General features: G+C 39.2%; 13 protein-coding genes, 1 tRNA gene, 2 rRNA genes, 1 other RNA gene and 1 other annotated feature (2 of these 18 cut by a window edge). Of the genes, 4 read left to right on the forward strand and 13 right to left on the reverse strand.

What is annotated here, in order from left to right; genetic code table 11:
- The 4 genes from EUC40_RS25785 to tadA form a co-directional block, all read right to left on the reverse strand.
- Positions 1-203, reverse strand: partial view of a YbaB/EbfC family nucleoid-associated protein gene (locus EUC40_RS25785; RefSeq protein WP_170930109.1) — the 5' portion only. The gene continues 124 nt to the left of window position 1, outside the view; the window shows 203 of its 327 coding nt (coding positions 1-203); it begins with the start codon at positions 201-203; its stop codon lies beyond the left edge, outside the window.
- A 25-nt stretch (positions 204-228) separates the two neighbouring features.
- Positions 229-1,917, reverse strand: a complete 1,689-nt coding sequence (gene dnaX / locus EUC40_RS25790; protein WP_156576869.1) for a DNA polymerase III subunit gamma/tau — start codon at positions 1,915-1,917, stop codon at positions 229-231.
- Between the two features lie 132 nt (positions 1,918-2,049).
- An RNA gene (ffs, locus tag EUC40_RS25795) (signal recognition particle sRNA large type) lies at positions 2,050-2,314 on the reverse strand.
- Between the two features lie 79 nt (positions 2,315-2,393).
- Positions 2,394-2,894, reverse strand: a complete 501-nt coding sequence (gene tadA, locus EUC40_RS25800; protein ID WP_071710582.1) for a tRNA adenosine(34) deaminase TadA — start codon at positions 2,892-2,894, stop codon at positions 2,394-2,396.
- 108 nt (positions 2,895-3,002) lie between these two features.
- Here tadA and EUC40_RS25805 point away from each other — a divergent pair, with 108 nt between their 5' ends.
- The 3 genes from EUC40_RS25805 to EUC40_RS25815 all read left to right on the forward strand — a co-directional run bounded on the left by EUC40_RS25805 (position 3,003) and on the right by EUC40_RS25815 (position 4,974).
- Complete coding sequence (locus tag EUC40_RS25805; protein WP_156576870.1) at positions 3,003-3,542, forward strand: cysteine hydrolase family protein; 540 nt, start codon at positions 3,003-3,005, stop codon at positions 3,540-3,542.
- Between the two features lie 125 nt (positions 3,543-3,667).
- Positions 3,668-4,303 carry a deoxynucleoside kinase gene (locus EUC40_RS25810; protein ID WP_000148213.1) on the forward strand — a complete coding sequence of 212 codons (636 nt, stop codon included), beginning with the start codon at positions 3,668-3,670 and terminating at the stop codon, positions 4,301-4,303.
- A 2-nt stretch (positions 4,304-4,305) separates the two neighbouring features.
- On the forward strand, positions 4,306-4,974 hold the full coding sequence (locus EUC40_RS25815; protein WP_001053589.1) for a deoxynucleoside kinase: 669 nt from the start codon (positions 4,306-4,308) through the stop codon (positions 4,972-4,974).
- Between the two features lie 35 nt (positions 4,975-5,009).
- Here the strand turns inward: EUC40_RS25815 and EUC40_RS25820 are convergent, their stop codons facing one another.
- The 7 genes from EUC40_RS25820 to guaB all read right to left on the reverse strand — a co-directional run bounded on the left by EUC40_RS25820 (position 5,010) and on the right by guaB (position 11,964).
- Positions 5,010-5,402: a sigma factor-like helix-turn-helix DNA-binding protein gene (locus EUC40_RS25820; protein ID WP_000364204.1), complete on the reverse strand. Its 393-nt coding sequence runs from the start codon at positions 5,400-5,402 to the stop codon at positions 5,010-5,012.
- A 166-nt stretch (positions 5,403-5,568) separates the two neighbouring features.
- Positions 5,569-5,661: transfer RNA gene (locus EUC40_RS25825), tRNA-Ser, on the reverse strand.
- A gap of 156 nt (positions 5,662-5,817) precedes the next feature.
- Positions 5,818-7,092, reverse strand: coding sequence for a serine--tRNA ligase (gene serS, locus EUC40_RS25830; protein ID WP_071710579.1), 1,275 nt, complete (start codon positions 7,090-7,092; stop codon positions 5,818-5,820).
- Between the two features lie 51 nt (positions 7,093-7,143).
- Positions 7,144-7,365: a binding site (T-box leader), on the reverse strand.
- Between the two features lie 54 nt (positions 7,366-7,419).
- Positions 7,420-8,010 (reverse strand): pyridoxal 5'-phosphate synthase glutaminase subunit PdxT, encoded by a 591-nt coding sequence (pdxT, locus tag EUC40_RS25835; RefSeq protein WP_156576871.1) that lies wholly within the window; start codon positions 8,008-8,010, stop codon positions 7,420-7,422.
- Positions 8,011-8,028: 18 nt separating this feature from the next.
- On the reverse strand, positions 8,029-8,916 hold the full coding sequence (gene pdxS / locus EUC40_RS25840; protein WP_000186157.1) for a pyridoxal 5'-phosphate synthase lyase subunit PdxS: 888 nt from the start codon (positions 8,914-8,916) through the stop codon (positions 8,029-8,031).
- Between the two features lie 160 nt (positions 8,917-9,076).
- Positions 9,077-10,387 (reverse strand): serine hydrolase, encoded by a 1,311-nt coding sequence (locus tag EUC40_RS25845; protein WP_131800844.1) that lies wholly within the window; start codon positions 10,385-10,387, stop codon positions 9,077-9,079.
- A 113-nt stretch (positions 10,388-10,500) separates the two neighbouring features.
- Positions 10,501-11,964, reverse strand: coding sequence for an IMP dehydrogenase (gene guaB / locus EUC40_RS25850; protein WP_000264081.1), 1,464 nt, complete (start codon positions 11,962-11,964; stop codon positions 10,501-10,503).
- A gap of 115 nt (positions 11,965-12,079) precedes the next feature.
- Here guaB and EUC40_RS25855 point away from each other — a divergent pair, with 115 nt between their 5' ends.
- Complete coding sequence (locus EUC40_RS25855) at positions 12,080-13,081, forward strand: YaaC family protein (RefSeq protein ID WP_156576872.1); 1,002 nt, start codon at positions 12,080-12,082, stop codon at positions 13,079-13,081.
- 34 nt (positions 13,082-13,115) lie between these two features.
- Here EUC40_RS25855 and rrf read toward each other — a convergent pair.
- Both rrf and EUC40_RS25865 read right to left on the reverse strand, forming a co-directional pair.
- A 5S ribosomal RNA gene (rrf, locus tag EUC40_RS25860) occupies positions 13,116-13,231 on the reverse strand.
- A 48-nt stretch (positions 13,232-13,279) separates the two neighbouring features.
- Positions 13,280-15,000 (reverse strand): 23S ribosomal RNA (locus tag EUC40_RS25865); it runs 1,201 nt beyond the window's last position.

Below are 15,000 nucleotides of genomic sequence, written 5' to 3' on the forward strand. Positions count from 1 at the left end.
ATATCTTCTGGATCTACAACTTCTTCTTTAACTTTTACTTCAAGAATTTGCTTATGACCATTCGCAATAACTGTGATCATACCGCCGCCAGCTGTACCTTCAACTGTTTTTTCACCAAGTTCTTCTTGCGCTTTTGCCATATCTTTTTGCATTTTTTGCATTTGTTTCATCATGTTATTCATATTTCCCATTCCGCCACGCATCATAATTAATTCCTCCTAATTATTATTACTCTTTTATTTCAATGAGTTCTTGCCCTACTAATTTTACTGCCTCTTCTATAAGAGGGTCTTCTTTTTTCTCTGGGCTTTCTTCAGAACTTCCGCCTTCACGCTGTAAAAAATCTTCACGGATTTTACCCCATTCACTTTTTGGAATGGCAATCATATTTAATCTTTTACTTAGCAATTCAAATAAAGCTTGTTCCACTGTATCCATAGCTTCTCGATTTTCGCTTGCCATTTTACAGTGAATCTCGTATTGGAACGCTAAAACGTAAGTATCATCCGAAGCCGCTACTGGTTCGCTATTTTCTAATAAAACCGCAAACGCTACTTTGTTGTATGCTTTGAGTCTTCCTAACAACTCACCCCATACAGCCTTTAATTGTTCTAAATCTTGACGCTTCGCTTGCTTTAATACTTCATTTACGCGTCCGACAGGAATCTTCATACTACCTGTCCGCACTGACTTTGGTGTTGCGCGTGTTTCTCTAACTTCCTGCTGCACACCAGCCGGCACACCATTCTTTTTAACTTGTTCTAACTCTTTCTCCAGTTGCTGCATTCTGTTCATAATTGCTTGCAAACGATCTGTACCGTTTGCTTGCATCATAAACTGCTGACACAGTTGCACCATAACAACTTCTAAGAAAATCCGCGGATGATTTGTCCACTTCATTTCTTGTTGGCCTTTACTAAGGGTATGAATGATTTCATAGATTACTTCCGGTTGCATTTCTTCGCTTAACATACGGAATTGCTCATCTACCATTACCCGCTCCAACATATGTTCTAGTTGCGGTGAAGTTTGATATAAAAGCATATCACGATAATAGTAAATGAAATCTTCCATAAAACGAACTGGATCCTTCCCTTTACCCATCATCTCATCTATGATTCGCAACGCCCTTGATACATCATTCTCACGTATGCATTCTACTAAGTTACCTAAGTATTGCTGAGAAACAGACCCCGTTACAGCTAGTACATCTTCTGTCGTAACGGTCTCGTCACTATAAGATATTGCCTGATCAATCAGACTAAGCGCGTCACGCATACCACCTTCAGCAGCGCGTGCAACAATTTGTAACGCTTCATCTTCTACTTGCGTACCTTCATTTGTCACAACCGTTGATAATCTCTCAACAATATCATTCACTGATATTTTTCGGAATTCAAAACGTTGACAACGTGAAATAATTGTAGGCGGAATCTTATGGGGCTCTGTTGTCGCCAAAATAAAGATAACATGTCCGGGCGGCTCTTCTAAGGTTTTTAAAAGCGCATTGAATGCACCCATAGAAAGCATGTGAACTTCATCAATAATGTATACTTTATATTCTACAGCACTTGGAGCATATTTTACTTTATCTCTTATATCTCGAATTTCATCTACACCGTTATTTGAAGCCGCATCAATTTCTAATACATCTGAAATAGATCCTTGTGTGATTCCTAAACAAGAAGGACATTCATTACAAGGCTCAGCTACCGGAGCATGTTCACAGTTAATTGCTTTTGCAAATACTTTTGCAATTGTCGTTTTTCCTGTTCCCCTCGGACCAGAAAACAAATAAGCATGTGAAACTTTCTCTTGAAGAAGGGCATTTTGCAACGTTTTTGTCACGTGCTTTTGACCGACTACATCTTCGAACTTTTGCGGTCTCCATGTTCGGTATAACGCTTGGTATGACACGAAAATACGGCCTCCCTCAAAGGTTATTATCTTATATATTATAACCCATTCTGTTTATAGATTCCAAAAGTTATTTTCCATACAAAAAACTCACCTTAGTATTAAGGTGAGTTTTGTATACATATATAACTGCCGTGCACCTTCTGTCGATTACGTACCATAAGCGTTACTCAAGCAGTTAGCTCGGTTCAGGCACTCCTGCGGCACACGAGAAGACCCGCTTATTGCTGCTTCCTTCCGGACCTGACAAGGTTCACGGGGTCCCGTTGCGCAGGACCCAAACGTCAACACCACTTACTTAAGGCAGACCTTACAGCAGCATAACCTCGAGAAGGGATTCGGCCTCGCTAGAGCGGATTGCGAGTATAGGGCACCGCTACCTCCCCGCTTAGCACGGCAAAGTTAAAACCAATATTCGGTTGCCTTCATTAAAGGCATTATCAGTATAACTTGTTTTTTTGCAAAATGCAAATGTGTTAATTCTCGTTACTTTTCTCTAATTTTTTTATCTCTTTTCTCTTTTTACGAAGTTCTCTAAAAAAGTTTGTTAACAACGTACCACATTCTTCTTCTAATACTCCAGCTACAACTTCACATTGATGATTAAAGCGTTCATCCGTTAAAAGGTTCATTAACGTCCCTGCACATCCACCCTTTGGATCGCTTGCACCATACACCACTCGCTTCACTCGCGATAAAACAATTCCACCCGCACACATAGGACAAGGCTCTAATGTTACATACAACGTTGCATCTTCCAAACGCCATGTCCCTAGTTTTTTGCAAGCCTCATCTATTGCTAACAATTCGGCATGCGCGATGGATCTTTGCTCAGTTTCCCTTAGATTATGAGCGCTACTAATTACCTCACCATCTAACACTATAACTGCACCAATCGGCACTTCTTGTATTTCCTCTGCCTTTTGAGCTTCTTCTATCGCTAGTTGCATAAAATAAATATCTTGATCTTGTTCCATAACATAGTCCTTTCATTACAAATAAAGTACACTTATTTCCATTTACTACACATGGGATAACTTTTACAAATTCAATCCACCCTAAAAGAAAAAGAGAGGGGATTACATATGAAAAATACTGCCTTGCTCATTATCGATATGATTAATGATTTTCAATTTTCTCACGGGCCCATTCTAGCCCAAAAATGCGAAGTTATAACAAGCCCGATTTTACAATTAAAGAAAAAAATGCAGTCCTTCGGCTATCCTATAATTTACGTTAATGACCATTATCAACTTTGGAGATCTGATATTGACCAACTTATTACTCATTGCACGAATCAATATAGTGAAAATATAATTCATAGGATTGCTCCAAGTTCTGATGATTACATTTTTATTAAACCACATTATTCTGCTTTTTATGAAACGCCTTTGAATTCTTTACTAGGTTATTTAAAAATAGAAAATCTAATATTAACAGGAGTTGCCGGGAATATATGTATCCTATTTACAGCTAATGACGCTCATATGAGAAATTATACACTTTATGTACCGCAAGATTGTATCGCCTCCAACAACGACCAAGATAATATTCACGCTTTAAAAATAATGGAAACTACATTGAAAGCAACTACAACACCGTCATCGAAAATAAAATTTAATTAATACATATATCTATTTTCTAACTTTTTATATCAAATTAACCCGCTCGCTTCCCTCTTGTGCTACAATAATTCTGTTTTGTGTTTTTAGTAGTCACGGTAAATCACTGATTGAAAGGAGGAAACAGCGTGACCGGAGTACCATTTATCACGGTTGAAGGACCAATTGGTGTTGGAAAAACTTCACTTGCGAAGGAGATTTCAACTCACATGCAACTCCACTTACTAAAAGAGATCGTTGATGAAAACCCTTTTTTAGGAAAGTTTTATGAAGACATCGATGAATGGAGTTTTCAAACAGAGATGTTCTTTCTTTGTAATAGATACAAACAATTAGAAGATATTAACATAAAGTATTTGAATCAAAAGAAGCCTGTGGTAGCGGATTATCATATATTTAAAAATTTGATTTTCGCATCACGTACATTAAAAGATTCTCAATATGACAAGTACATGCAAATCTATCGTATCCTTACACAAGATATGCCCGTACCAAACGTCATCGTTTATTTAACAGCTAGTCTGGAAACATTACAAAAGCGAATCGCAATGCGCGGAAGAGAATTCGAAAAAAATATGGATCCTAATTACTTGCTACAACTCACAAAAGATTATGAAACAGCAATGGATACTTTCAAACAAGATCATCCAGATATCCCAGTGTTAAAGTTTAACGGAGACGATATGGATTTTATAAAAAATCCTGATGATTTAAATGTCATCCTATCTACCCTTCAAAATACTCTCTTAAAGGAGTCGAAATAATAATGAATTTAAGGCAAAAATATGATATACCAAATGATGCAGTCATCACTATCGCTGGAACAGTAGGTGTCGGTAAATCAACTATGACAACCGCATTAGCTAACGCTTTAGGTTATCGCACATCATTTGAAAAAGTAGATTCCAATCCATACTTAGACAAGTTCTATGGTGATTTCACTCGTTGGAGCTTCCACTTGCAAGTGTATTTCTTAGCAGAACGATTCAAAGAACAAAAAAGAATTTTTGAATACGGTGGTGGTTTTGTTCAAGATCGTTCTATCTACGAAGACACTGGAATTTTCGCAAAGATGCACCATGAAAAAGGAACAATGACGGAAACGGATTACGAAACATACAAAGGTTTATTTGATGCTATGGTCATGACTCCTTACTTCCCTCATCCAGACTTATTAATTTACTTAGAAGGCTCTTTCGATGATATCGTTGATCGTATCCAAGAACGCGGACGTCCAATGGAACAGCAAACACCAATTGAGTATTGGAAAGAGATGCATGGGCGTTACGAAAACTGGATTAACAACTTTAATTCATGCCCTGTTTTAAGATTAAACATTAACGAATACGATATTTTAAAAGATGGCGATTCCATTGAACCAATCATTAAAAAAATTGGCCATTTTCTGAAACAATCACGTAAACTTGTAAAATAAAAAACCCGTGCATACGCACGGGTTTTTCTATTAAATTACTTCTTTTTTGTTGGAGCAATAATTTCACTCTCAGGTTTTCCAGCGTTAATACGCTGACGAACAGTACTTGTACTAATATCGTATGTCTCAGCAATCTCTTTAACAGTCATTTCTTTCCCGTTAATTACCGCTGTTAATACTTTACCTGTACGTTTTGGAGCTGCTTCTTTCTTTACAGCTTCTTTTTTAACTTGTTTTGGTGCCTCTACTTTTGTCGCAGTTTGCTTTACATCGCAAGTGCAACCACAAAGTTTACGGAATGTATCATCGCTAATAATGCGTGATACGTTTGCACCACTGTTTAAAATTCTATTGTTCTTACAGACAGGACATTGTACATAATATAAAGTTTTTCCATCTAAAGGAAACGTTTGTATAATAAGATCCATGTTGACTCCTTTCATATCTATGAAGATAATCATCGGAATATGAGTGTGTAATAAGGACAATATATCCTTACACCATACTTTATGATTGGTTTTAAAATAAAAACTCGTTACGTGTTGGTAACGAGTTCTCCAATCTCCACTTATATGCGCTGTTGTCAATTATATCTGGAGGAGGTAGAGGGATTCGAACCCCCGCGCGACTCTCGCCGCCTGTCGGTTTTCAAGACCGATCCCTTCAGCCAGACTTGGGTATACCTCCATATTGACATCAAATATAATATCAAAAGAAAAACAGTTAGTCAACCCTACTAAAATAAATTATGAGGAAAGGGAAATTTTACTTTCCCTCTCCTACATTATAGTACTGACAACGCTCATAATTACCAATCACTCATACCGATGAATGTTTATAAATTTACTTAATAACTGTTTTTCCTCCCATATAAGGGCGAAGAACTTCTGGAATTATAATTGTACCATCTTCTTGTTGGTAGTTCTCTAAAATAGCTGCCACCGTACGTCCGATTGCAAGACCAGATCCATTTAATGTATGAACATGTTCTGGTTTTCCGTTTGGCTCACGGCGGAAACGGATATTTGCACGTCTCGCTTGGAAAGCCTCAAAATTACTACAAGAAGAAATTTCACGATATGTGCCATAGCTTGGAATCCATACTTCGATATCGTATTTCTTCGCTGCTGTAAATCCTAAATCGCCTGTGCACATGCTCATAACGCGATATGGCAACTCTAATAATTGTAACACGCGTTCTGCATCATTTGTTAATTTTTCTAACTCTTCATAAGAATCTTCTGGTTTTACGAACTTTACAAGCTCTACTTTATTGAACTGATGCTGACGAATTAAACCACGTGTATCACGGCCAGCTGAACCTGCTTCAGAACGGAAACAAGAGCTAAATGCAGCATATCTTATAGGCAATTGCTCTTTATTTAAAATCTCATCGCGGTGCATATTCGTTACAGGTACTTCAGCTGTTGGAATTAAGAAGTAATCTTCACTTTCAATGCGGAATGCATCTTCTTCAAACTTTGGAAGTTGTCCTGTTCCTGTCATACTTGCACGGTTTACCATATACGGAGGTAACACTTCTTCATATCCGTGCTCATCAGTATGAAGGTCAAGCATAAAGCTAATTAAAGCACGCTCTAATCTTGCACCAGCACCTTTGTAAAATACGAAGCGGCTTCCTGTTACTTTCCCAGCACGCTCAAAGTCTAAAATTCCTAAATCTGTAGCAAGATCCCAATGTGGTTTTGGTTCAAAAGCAAATTCCTTCACTTCTCCCCAACTACGTGCTACTACATTATCATCCTCTGTCTCCCCAACTGGAGCAGATTCATGAGGGATATTTGGAATAGATAACATTAATCTTTCTAAATCTTCTTCAACTGTACGAAGCTCATTATCAAGGTCTTTTACTTTCTCGCCAACTTCGCGCATTTCTAAGATTAAAGCTTCCGCGTCTTTCTTTTCACGCTTTAATACAGAAATTTGTTGAGATACTTCGTTACGTTTACTTTTTAGTTCCTCTGTTTGAACAAGTAACTCTCTTCTTCTCGTATCCAGTTCTTCAAAGCGACCAAAATCAGTTAAATCTTCGCCTCTATGCTGTAACTTTGCTTTTACTTCTTCAAAATTCGTACGTAAAAATTTAATATCAAGCATTCTATACTCCTCCTTTTATTTTATAAAACACAAAAAACTCCCGTCCCTATATAAAGGGACGGGAGTTAACCCGCGTTGCCACCCTAGTTGAAAGCATTACCGCCTTCCTCTCAAGTAGAAATAACGGCTCTTCACCGGGAATGTTTACTAATCATAAAGATATTCCACATTCCATTCCAGGATGGATTCACAAACTGTTTCTATCGATTTCCACCAACCATCGACTCTCTATAAGAAACAACATTTGTTACTATTTCCTATCAACACGCTTATTTTATAAAATTGTTATCATCAATTTACTATAATCTTATACAAGTTGCAAGTTACTTATACAACTTTTTTCATTTTCGCTTCTTTTACCATTTCGACAAAGTATGCTGTCACACGATGATCATCCGTTAATTCTGGATGGAATGAAGCAGCTAAAAATTGATTTTGTCTTACCGCTACCATTCGGTCGCTATGTGTAGAAAGTACTTCGACATCATCAGCTACATGTACGACATATGGAGCACGGATAAATACACCAACAAAGTCCTCTCCCACACCTTTAATTGAAAGTGCAGCTTCAAAACTATCCTTTTGGCGTCCGAACGCATTACGCTCAACTGTAATATCCATAGCACCAATATGTGCTTCTTCATAACCAATAAGTGTCTTTGCAAGAAGAATCATACCTGCACATGTACCAAACATTGGTTTACCAGACTTCGCGAATGTACGAAGTGGTTCCATGAAAGCATACTTATCAATAAGACGGCGCATTGTTGTACTTTCACCGCCTGGTAAAATAAGACCATCAATCTCTTCAAGTTGCTCTATACGCTTTACAACAACAGCTTCTGCACCACTTGCTTCAACTGATTTTACATGCTCACGAACTGCACCTTGAAGACCTAGTACACCGATTTTCACCATTTTAAAGTTCTCCTTCAATTACCATCCACGCTCTTGCATGCGTTGTTCTGGTAATAACGTTGAAATTTCGATACCTTTCATCGCATTACCTAATCCTTTAGAAAGGCTTGCAATTAGTTCGTAATCCTCATAATGAGTTGTCGCTTCAACGATTGCACGTGCAAATTTCTCTGGATTCTCTGATTTAAAGATACCAGACCCAACAAATACACCATCAGCACCAAGTTGCATCATTAACGCTGCATCTGCTGGTGTTGCTACACCACCTGCTGCAAAGTTTACAACCGGCAAGCGGCCAAGGCGTTTAATTTCAAGTAGTACTTCATAAGGAGCACCAGTATTTTTTGCATATGTCATTAACTCATCTTCACGTAGACTTGCAACTTGACGGATTTCTGCATTGACTTGGCGCATATGACGCACTGCCTCTACAATGTTTCCTGTTCCTGGTTCACCTTTTGTACGAAGCATAGATGCACCTTCTGCAATACGACGTGCAGCTTCTCCGATATCACGGCAACCACATACAAATGGAACTGTGTAATCACGTTTATTTAAATGGTATACTTCATCAGCAGGAGTTAATACTTCACTCTCATCGATATAGTCTACCCCTAATGATTCTAATACACGTGCTTCTACAAGGTGACCGATACGGCATTTTGCCATAACCGGAATCGACACCGCACCCATAACTTCTTCAACAATTGTTGGATCAGCCATACGAGAAACGCCACCTGCTGCACGAATATCTGCTGGTACACGCTCTAATGCCATAACGGCAACTGCGCCTGCCTCTTCTGCAATTTTTGCTTGTTCAGCGTTAATTACGTCCATAATAACGCCGCCTTTTTGCATTTCTGCCATTCCACGTTTTACACGTTCTGTCCCTGTTACATTTGTCATGTACAAAAACCCCCCTAGGTGAATTGCTTTCCCCCGCTATAGGCGAAAATTAAGAATACTCTTACATTCTACCACTAACCATCAGATGCTTGTCTACTACTTTTTCATAAAGTCGGTATGAAAAATAGGAATAAAAAAAAGCCCCTACCATGAGGAGCTCTTAAAACCAACCTTTTACTGTATCAACAGCACTATTCCATATACCACTAAAGAAAGAACCAATTCCGCGCATAGAACGAGTAAACCAATTCGCTTCTTCTACTGCAGATTTTGTTACAAGATCTATTTGCAATGACTTACCAGATAAAAATCCAGGATCATTCGTGTCTTTTGGTGTAATTACCATTTGACCAAGTGCAGCGCCTTTTTTAATAGGTGCTTCTTGTCCTTTATTTGCTTCTTTTAATTCTGTTTTATAAATATCTTTACTGCCTTTTGGCATTGGAAGTGAGACAGCTTGTTTCGTTTGAACTGCCACATCTTTATCTTTTGCATTTTCTACTCGTAATGTTTCTTGTCCTTTTACTGAAGAATCTTTTTTATACATTTGCTTCATTTCAAAATTAGCAAATCCATAATCATATAATTTCTTTGTTTCATCAAAGCGTGCATCACGAGACTTCGTTTTAATAACTACAGAAATAAAACGCATACCATTTCTTTCAATTGTACCAGTGAAACAATCTCCTGCTTCTGGAGTTGAACCTGTTTTCAGACCATCTACACCATCGTATGCCTTAGATAAACCTGGTAACATCCAGTTCCAGTTAATCATTTCAATTCGATCCGTAGTACCTTCACGGAATGTCTTTTTTGAAATCTTTGCTATATCTAATGTTTTAGGGAAATCTTGAATAAGATGTTGTGCTAAAATCGCTACATCTCTCGCAGCCATTTTATTTTCTTCATCTGGAGTTGTTCCTTCAGGATGCTGTCCTTTTAAATCTTTGTTTGTTAAGCCGGTAGAATTTACAAACTTGTAATTTTTTAATCCAAGCTCTTTCGACTTATCGTTCATCATTTTTACAAAGTCTACTTCTTTTCCAGCAACTGCTTCAGCTAAAGCTATCGTTGCACCATTAGCAGAATAAATTGCCATTGCCTCATATAACTCTTTTACTGTATAAGACTCACCATTGCGTAACGGCACATTCGATAATGAACGATCTTGCGAAATTTTATACGCATATTCAGAAACCTTAACTTTTTGGTCCCATTTTAGTTTCCCTTTCGCAACAGCCTCGTTCACTAAATATTCACTCATCATCTTTGTCATACTAGCAATTGATAATAATTCATCTGCATTCTTTTGATACAAAATTTTCCCAGAATTTGCTTCAACTAAAATTGCTGCACCTGCTTCAATGTTTAAAGCAGTTCCTGTTTCTGCTGATGCATTGCTATATGGTAACAACATACTACAAGCTAGTGTAAGCATTGTTACTAACGCAATGAATCTTTTGCAAAACATACCTTTCACTTTTGCTACCCCCAATATCTATGTACTCACATAACCGTTATTCTAACATAATCAAAAAAAAATAGACAGAGATATCAAATCTCTGTCTATTTGTATATAAGACATTATAATGAGTAGTTTGGAGCTTCTTTCGTAATTTGTACATGATGAGGATGACTTTCAAGTAAACCAGCACCTGACATACGAATGAATTGTGCATTCTCACGTAAGAATTCTAAATCCTGTGCCCCGCAATATCCCATACCTGCACGTAATCCACCAACTAATTGATGAACTGTATCTGCTAAAGGTCCTTTATAAGGTACGCGACCTTCAATACCTTCTGGAACAAGTTTTTTGTTTCCTTCTTGGAAGTAACGATCTTTACTTCCTTTTTCCATCGCTCCGACAGAACCCATACCACGATATACTTTAAATTGACGACCTTGGTAAATTTCAGTTTCCCCAGGGCTTTCAGCAACACCGGCAAACATACTACCTAGCATAACAACGTGTGCTCCTGCTGCTAAAGCTTTAACCATATCACCAGAGTACTTAATACCACCATCAGCAATTACTGGAATACCGTGTTTACGAGCTTCTGTTGCACAATCATAAACTGCTGTTAATTGTGGTACACCAACACCAGCGACAACGCGTGTCGTACAAATAGAACCTGGTCCAATACCTACTTTAACTACGTTTGCACCAGCTTCAATTAATGCTTTTGTTGCTTCAGCAGTAGCGACATTTCCTGCGATAATATTTAGTGATGGATATTTCGCACGAACTTCTTTTACTTTATCAATAACACCTTGAGAATGTCCATGAGCCGTATCAAGAACGATTGCATCTACCTGCGCTTTTACTAATGCGTCGATACGAGTCATAGCATCAGCTGTTACACCAACCGCGGCTCCAACTAATAAGCGTCCTTGCTTATCCTTTGCAGAGTTTGGAAATTCAATTACTTTTTCAATATCTTTTATTGTAATAAGCCCTTGTAGTACACCGTTATTATCAACAAGAGGGAGTTTTTCAATTTTATACTTTTGTAGGATTTTTTCAGCTTCTTCCAGTGTAGTACCAACCGGAGCTGTAATTAGCTGTTCTTTTGTCATTACGTCAGAAATTTTGATTGAGTAGTCTTGGATGAAACGCATATCACGATTTGTAATAATCCCAACTAATTTTCGTTCATCTAAATTATTTACAACTGGTACACCTGAAATACGATATTTTCCCATAAGATGTTCTGCATCATATACTTGATGTTCTGGAGTTAAAAAGAATGGATCTGAAATAACGCCGCTTTCAGAGCGCTTTACTTTGTCAACTTGCTCTGCCTGTTGCTCAATAGACATATTCTTATGAATGATTCCTAAACCACCTTGGCGAGCCATTGCAATAGCCATATCTGCTTCTGTTACTGTATCCATTCCTGCACTAATTAACGGGATATTTAACTGTAAGCTTTCAGATAAAACTGTTTTAACACTTACTTCTCTTGGTAATACATCTGACTTTGCTGGTACAAGTAATACATCATCAAAAGTCAAACCTTCTTTAACAAATTTAGATTCCCACATAATTGTTCCCCCCATGATACCAGAAATTATTATTAGTAGCTTATCAATTGGTTAAAATACTGTCAAGAAAGTATATATATGTTAGAATTTTTAGACAATAAAAGGAGCGTAATATATGCATCATTCAACCTGTACTTGGCAGCAATTAAGTTTCTTTTTTTCATCTCAAAATGTACAACATTATCTTGCCCGCTGTTATGAAAAATCCTCCATACAAGATGCCGAAAAAAAAAGTTTTGAAAATTGTTACCCCTTTATTTACTACTTAGAACATGGGAAAAATTATTATGAATTATATAAAGTAGCTCCCTTTTCTATTCAGCCGATGTTGTTATTTTATGGGATTAGTCAACTTTTTAAAGCATGTTTACTAACTATTGATCCTTACTATCCAGAATCCACTACGGTTCTAGCTCATGGCGTTACGACTCGCAAACGAAAAAAACAGGGCTATCAATTTTTAGAAGATGAGGTCAAGGTACAAAAAAACGGATTGTTTACTCATGTCGCAGAACAACTGTTTCACATGAAACACCTAGAAGCAGAAAAGTTTAACATGTTAGACTTAATGGGAAATATTCCTGAATTACAAAATTTATTTCGCTATGGGCAAAAGGGATCGACTTTATATAAAATCGATTCAACAAATAAAAATGAACTCTCTTTTTCCGTCAATATACTCGATCGACTACATATGACTACAGAGAGATTTTCACGTTATATTGAATCCACTTGTAAGCACTTATCCATACGACAAATCCCTGAAAAGAAGAGTGAATCAAACATACTTTTTACAGCACCTATCAATTCATGGAACCCTATGTATAGTACTCCTTTGTACTACGAGTACCTTACGGATACTTATTATTTACCACTTACAACCGATCCTAGAAATCCTAAGCCAGTATTACCTGAGCTCCTTGTTCATTATTTATTACTCTATAATTTAAGTATGATTTCACGATATGAAACAGATTGGTGGTATGACTTGCTTGGAAGTTATAACTCCGAAGATTATCCATTTATTTATCAATTTTTAAATATTTCTGCTCAAAAAATCCCTTATTATATTTCAGCATTTTTACTATCAGAACCAAATCTATTTCATGGGAAATAAAAAAACACGAGTCAAATGACTCGTGTTTTAAGTTGCTTGGCGACGTCCTACTCTCACAGGGACAAGGTCCCAACTACCATCGGCGCTAGAGAGCTTAACTTACGTGTTCGGTATGGGAACGGGTGTGACCTCTCTGCCATCATCACCAAACTATGAAGGCATATTCCTTCAAAACTAGATAACATTGCTACATATTATATGGTTAAGTCCTCGATCTATTAGTATTCGTCAGCTCCACATGTCACCATGCTTCCACCTCGAACCTATCAACCTGATCATCTTTCAGGGATCTTACTAGCTTACGCTATGGGAAATCTCATCTTGAGGGGGGCTTCATGCTTAGATGCTTTCAGCACTTATCCCTTCCGCACATAGCTACCCAGCTATGCCCTTGGCAGAACAACTGGTACACCAGCGGTGCGTCCATCCCGGTCCTCTCGTACTAAGGATAGCTCCTCTCAAATTTCCTACGCCCACGACGGATAGGGACCGAACTGTCTCACGACGTTCTGAACCCAGCTCGCGTACCGCTTTAATGGGCGAACAGCCCAACCCTTGGGACCGACTACAGCCCCAGGATGCGATGAGCCGACATCGAGGTGCCAAACCTCCCCGTCGATGTGGACTCTTGGGGGAGATAAGCCTGTTATCCCCGGGGTAGCTTTTATCCGTTGAGCGATGGCCCTTCCATGCGGAACCACCGGATCACTAAGCCCGACTTTCGTCCCTGCTCGACTTGTAGGTCTCGCAGTCAAGCTCCCTTATGCCTTTGCACTCTACGAATGATTTCCAACCATTCTGAGGGAACCTTTGGGCGCCTCCGTTACACTTTAGGAGGCGACCGCCCCAGTCAAACTGCCCACCTGACACTGTCTCCCGGGTCGATAAGACCCGTAGGTTAGAATTTCAATACAGTCAGGGCGGTATCCCACCAGCGCCTCCACCGAAGCTAGCGCTCCGGTTTCAATGGCTCCCGCCTATCCTGTACAAACTGTACCAAAATTCAATATCAGGCTACAGTAAAGCTCCACGGGGTCTTTCCGTCCTGTCGCGGGTAACCTGCATCTTCACAGGTACTATAATTTCACCGAGTCTCTGGTTGAGACAGTGCCCAAATCGTTACACCTTTCGTGCGGGTCGGAACTTACCCGACAAGGAATTTCGCTACCTTAGGACCGTTATAGTTACGGCCGCCGTTTACTGGGGCTTCAGTTCAGAGCTTCGCTTACGCTAACCCCTCTCCTTAACCTTCCAGCACCGGGCAGGTGTCACCCCCTATACTTCGCCTTACGGCTTCGCAGAGAGCTGTGTTTTTGCTAAACAGTCGCTTGGGCCTATTCACTGCGGCTTTCCGTTAAGAAAGCACCCCTTCTCCCGAAGTTACGGGGTCATTTTGCCGAGTTCCTTAACCAGAGTTCTCTCGCACACCTTAGGATTCTCTCCTCGCCTACCTGTGTCGGTTTGCGGTACAGGCACCTTTTATCTCGCTAGAAGCTTTTCTTGGCAGCGGGGAATCGAAGACTTCGCTCCATAAGGAGCTTCCCCATCACAGCTCAGCCTTCACGATAAGCGGATTTGCCTACTTATCAGCCTAACTGCTTGGACGTGCACAACCAATCGCACGCTTCTTCTATCCTTCTGCGTCCCTCCATTGCTCAAACGATAAAGAGGTGGTACAGGAATATCAACCTGTTGTCCATCGCCTACGCCTGTCGGCCTCGGCTTAGGTCCTGACTAACCCTGAGCGGACGAGCCTTCCTCAGGAAACCTTAGGCATTCGGTGGACGGGATTCTCACCCGTCTTTCGCTACTCATACCGGCATTCTCACTTCTAAGCACTCCACCAGTCCTTACGGTCTGACTTCACTGTCCTTAGAACGCTCCCCTACCACTGATACCATTGGTATCAATCCGCAGCT

This window comes from Bacillus luti (genome assembly GCF_009739945.1).
GTDB classification, from domain to species: Bacteria; Bacillota; Bacilli; order Bacillales; family Bacillaceae_G; genus Bacillus_A; species Bacillus_A luti.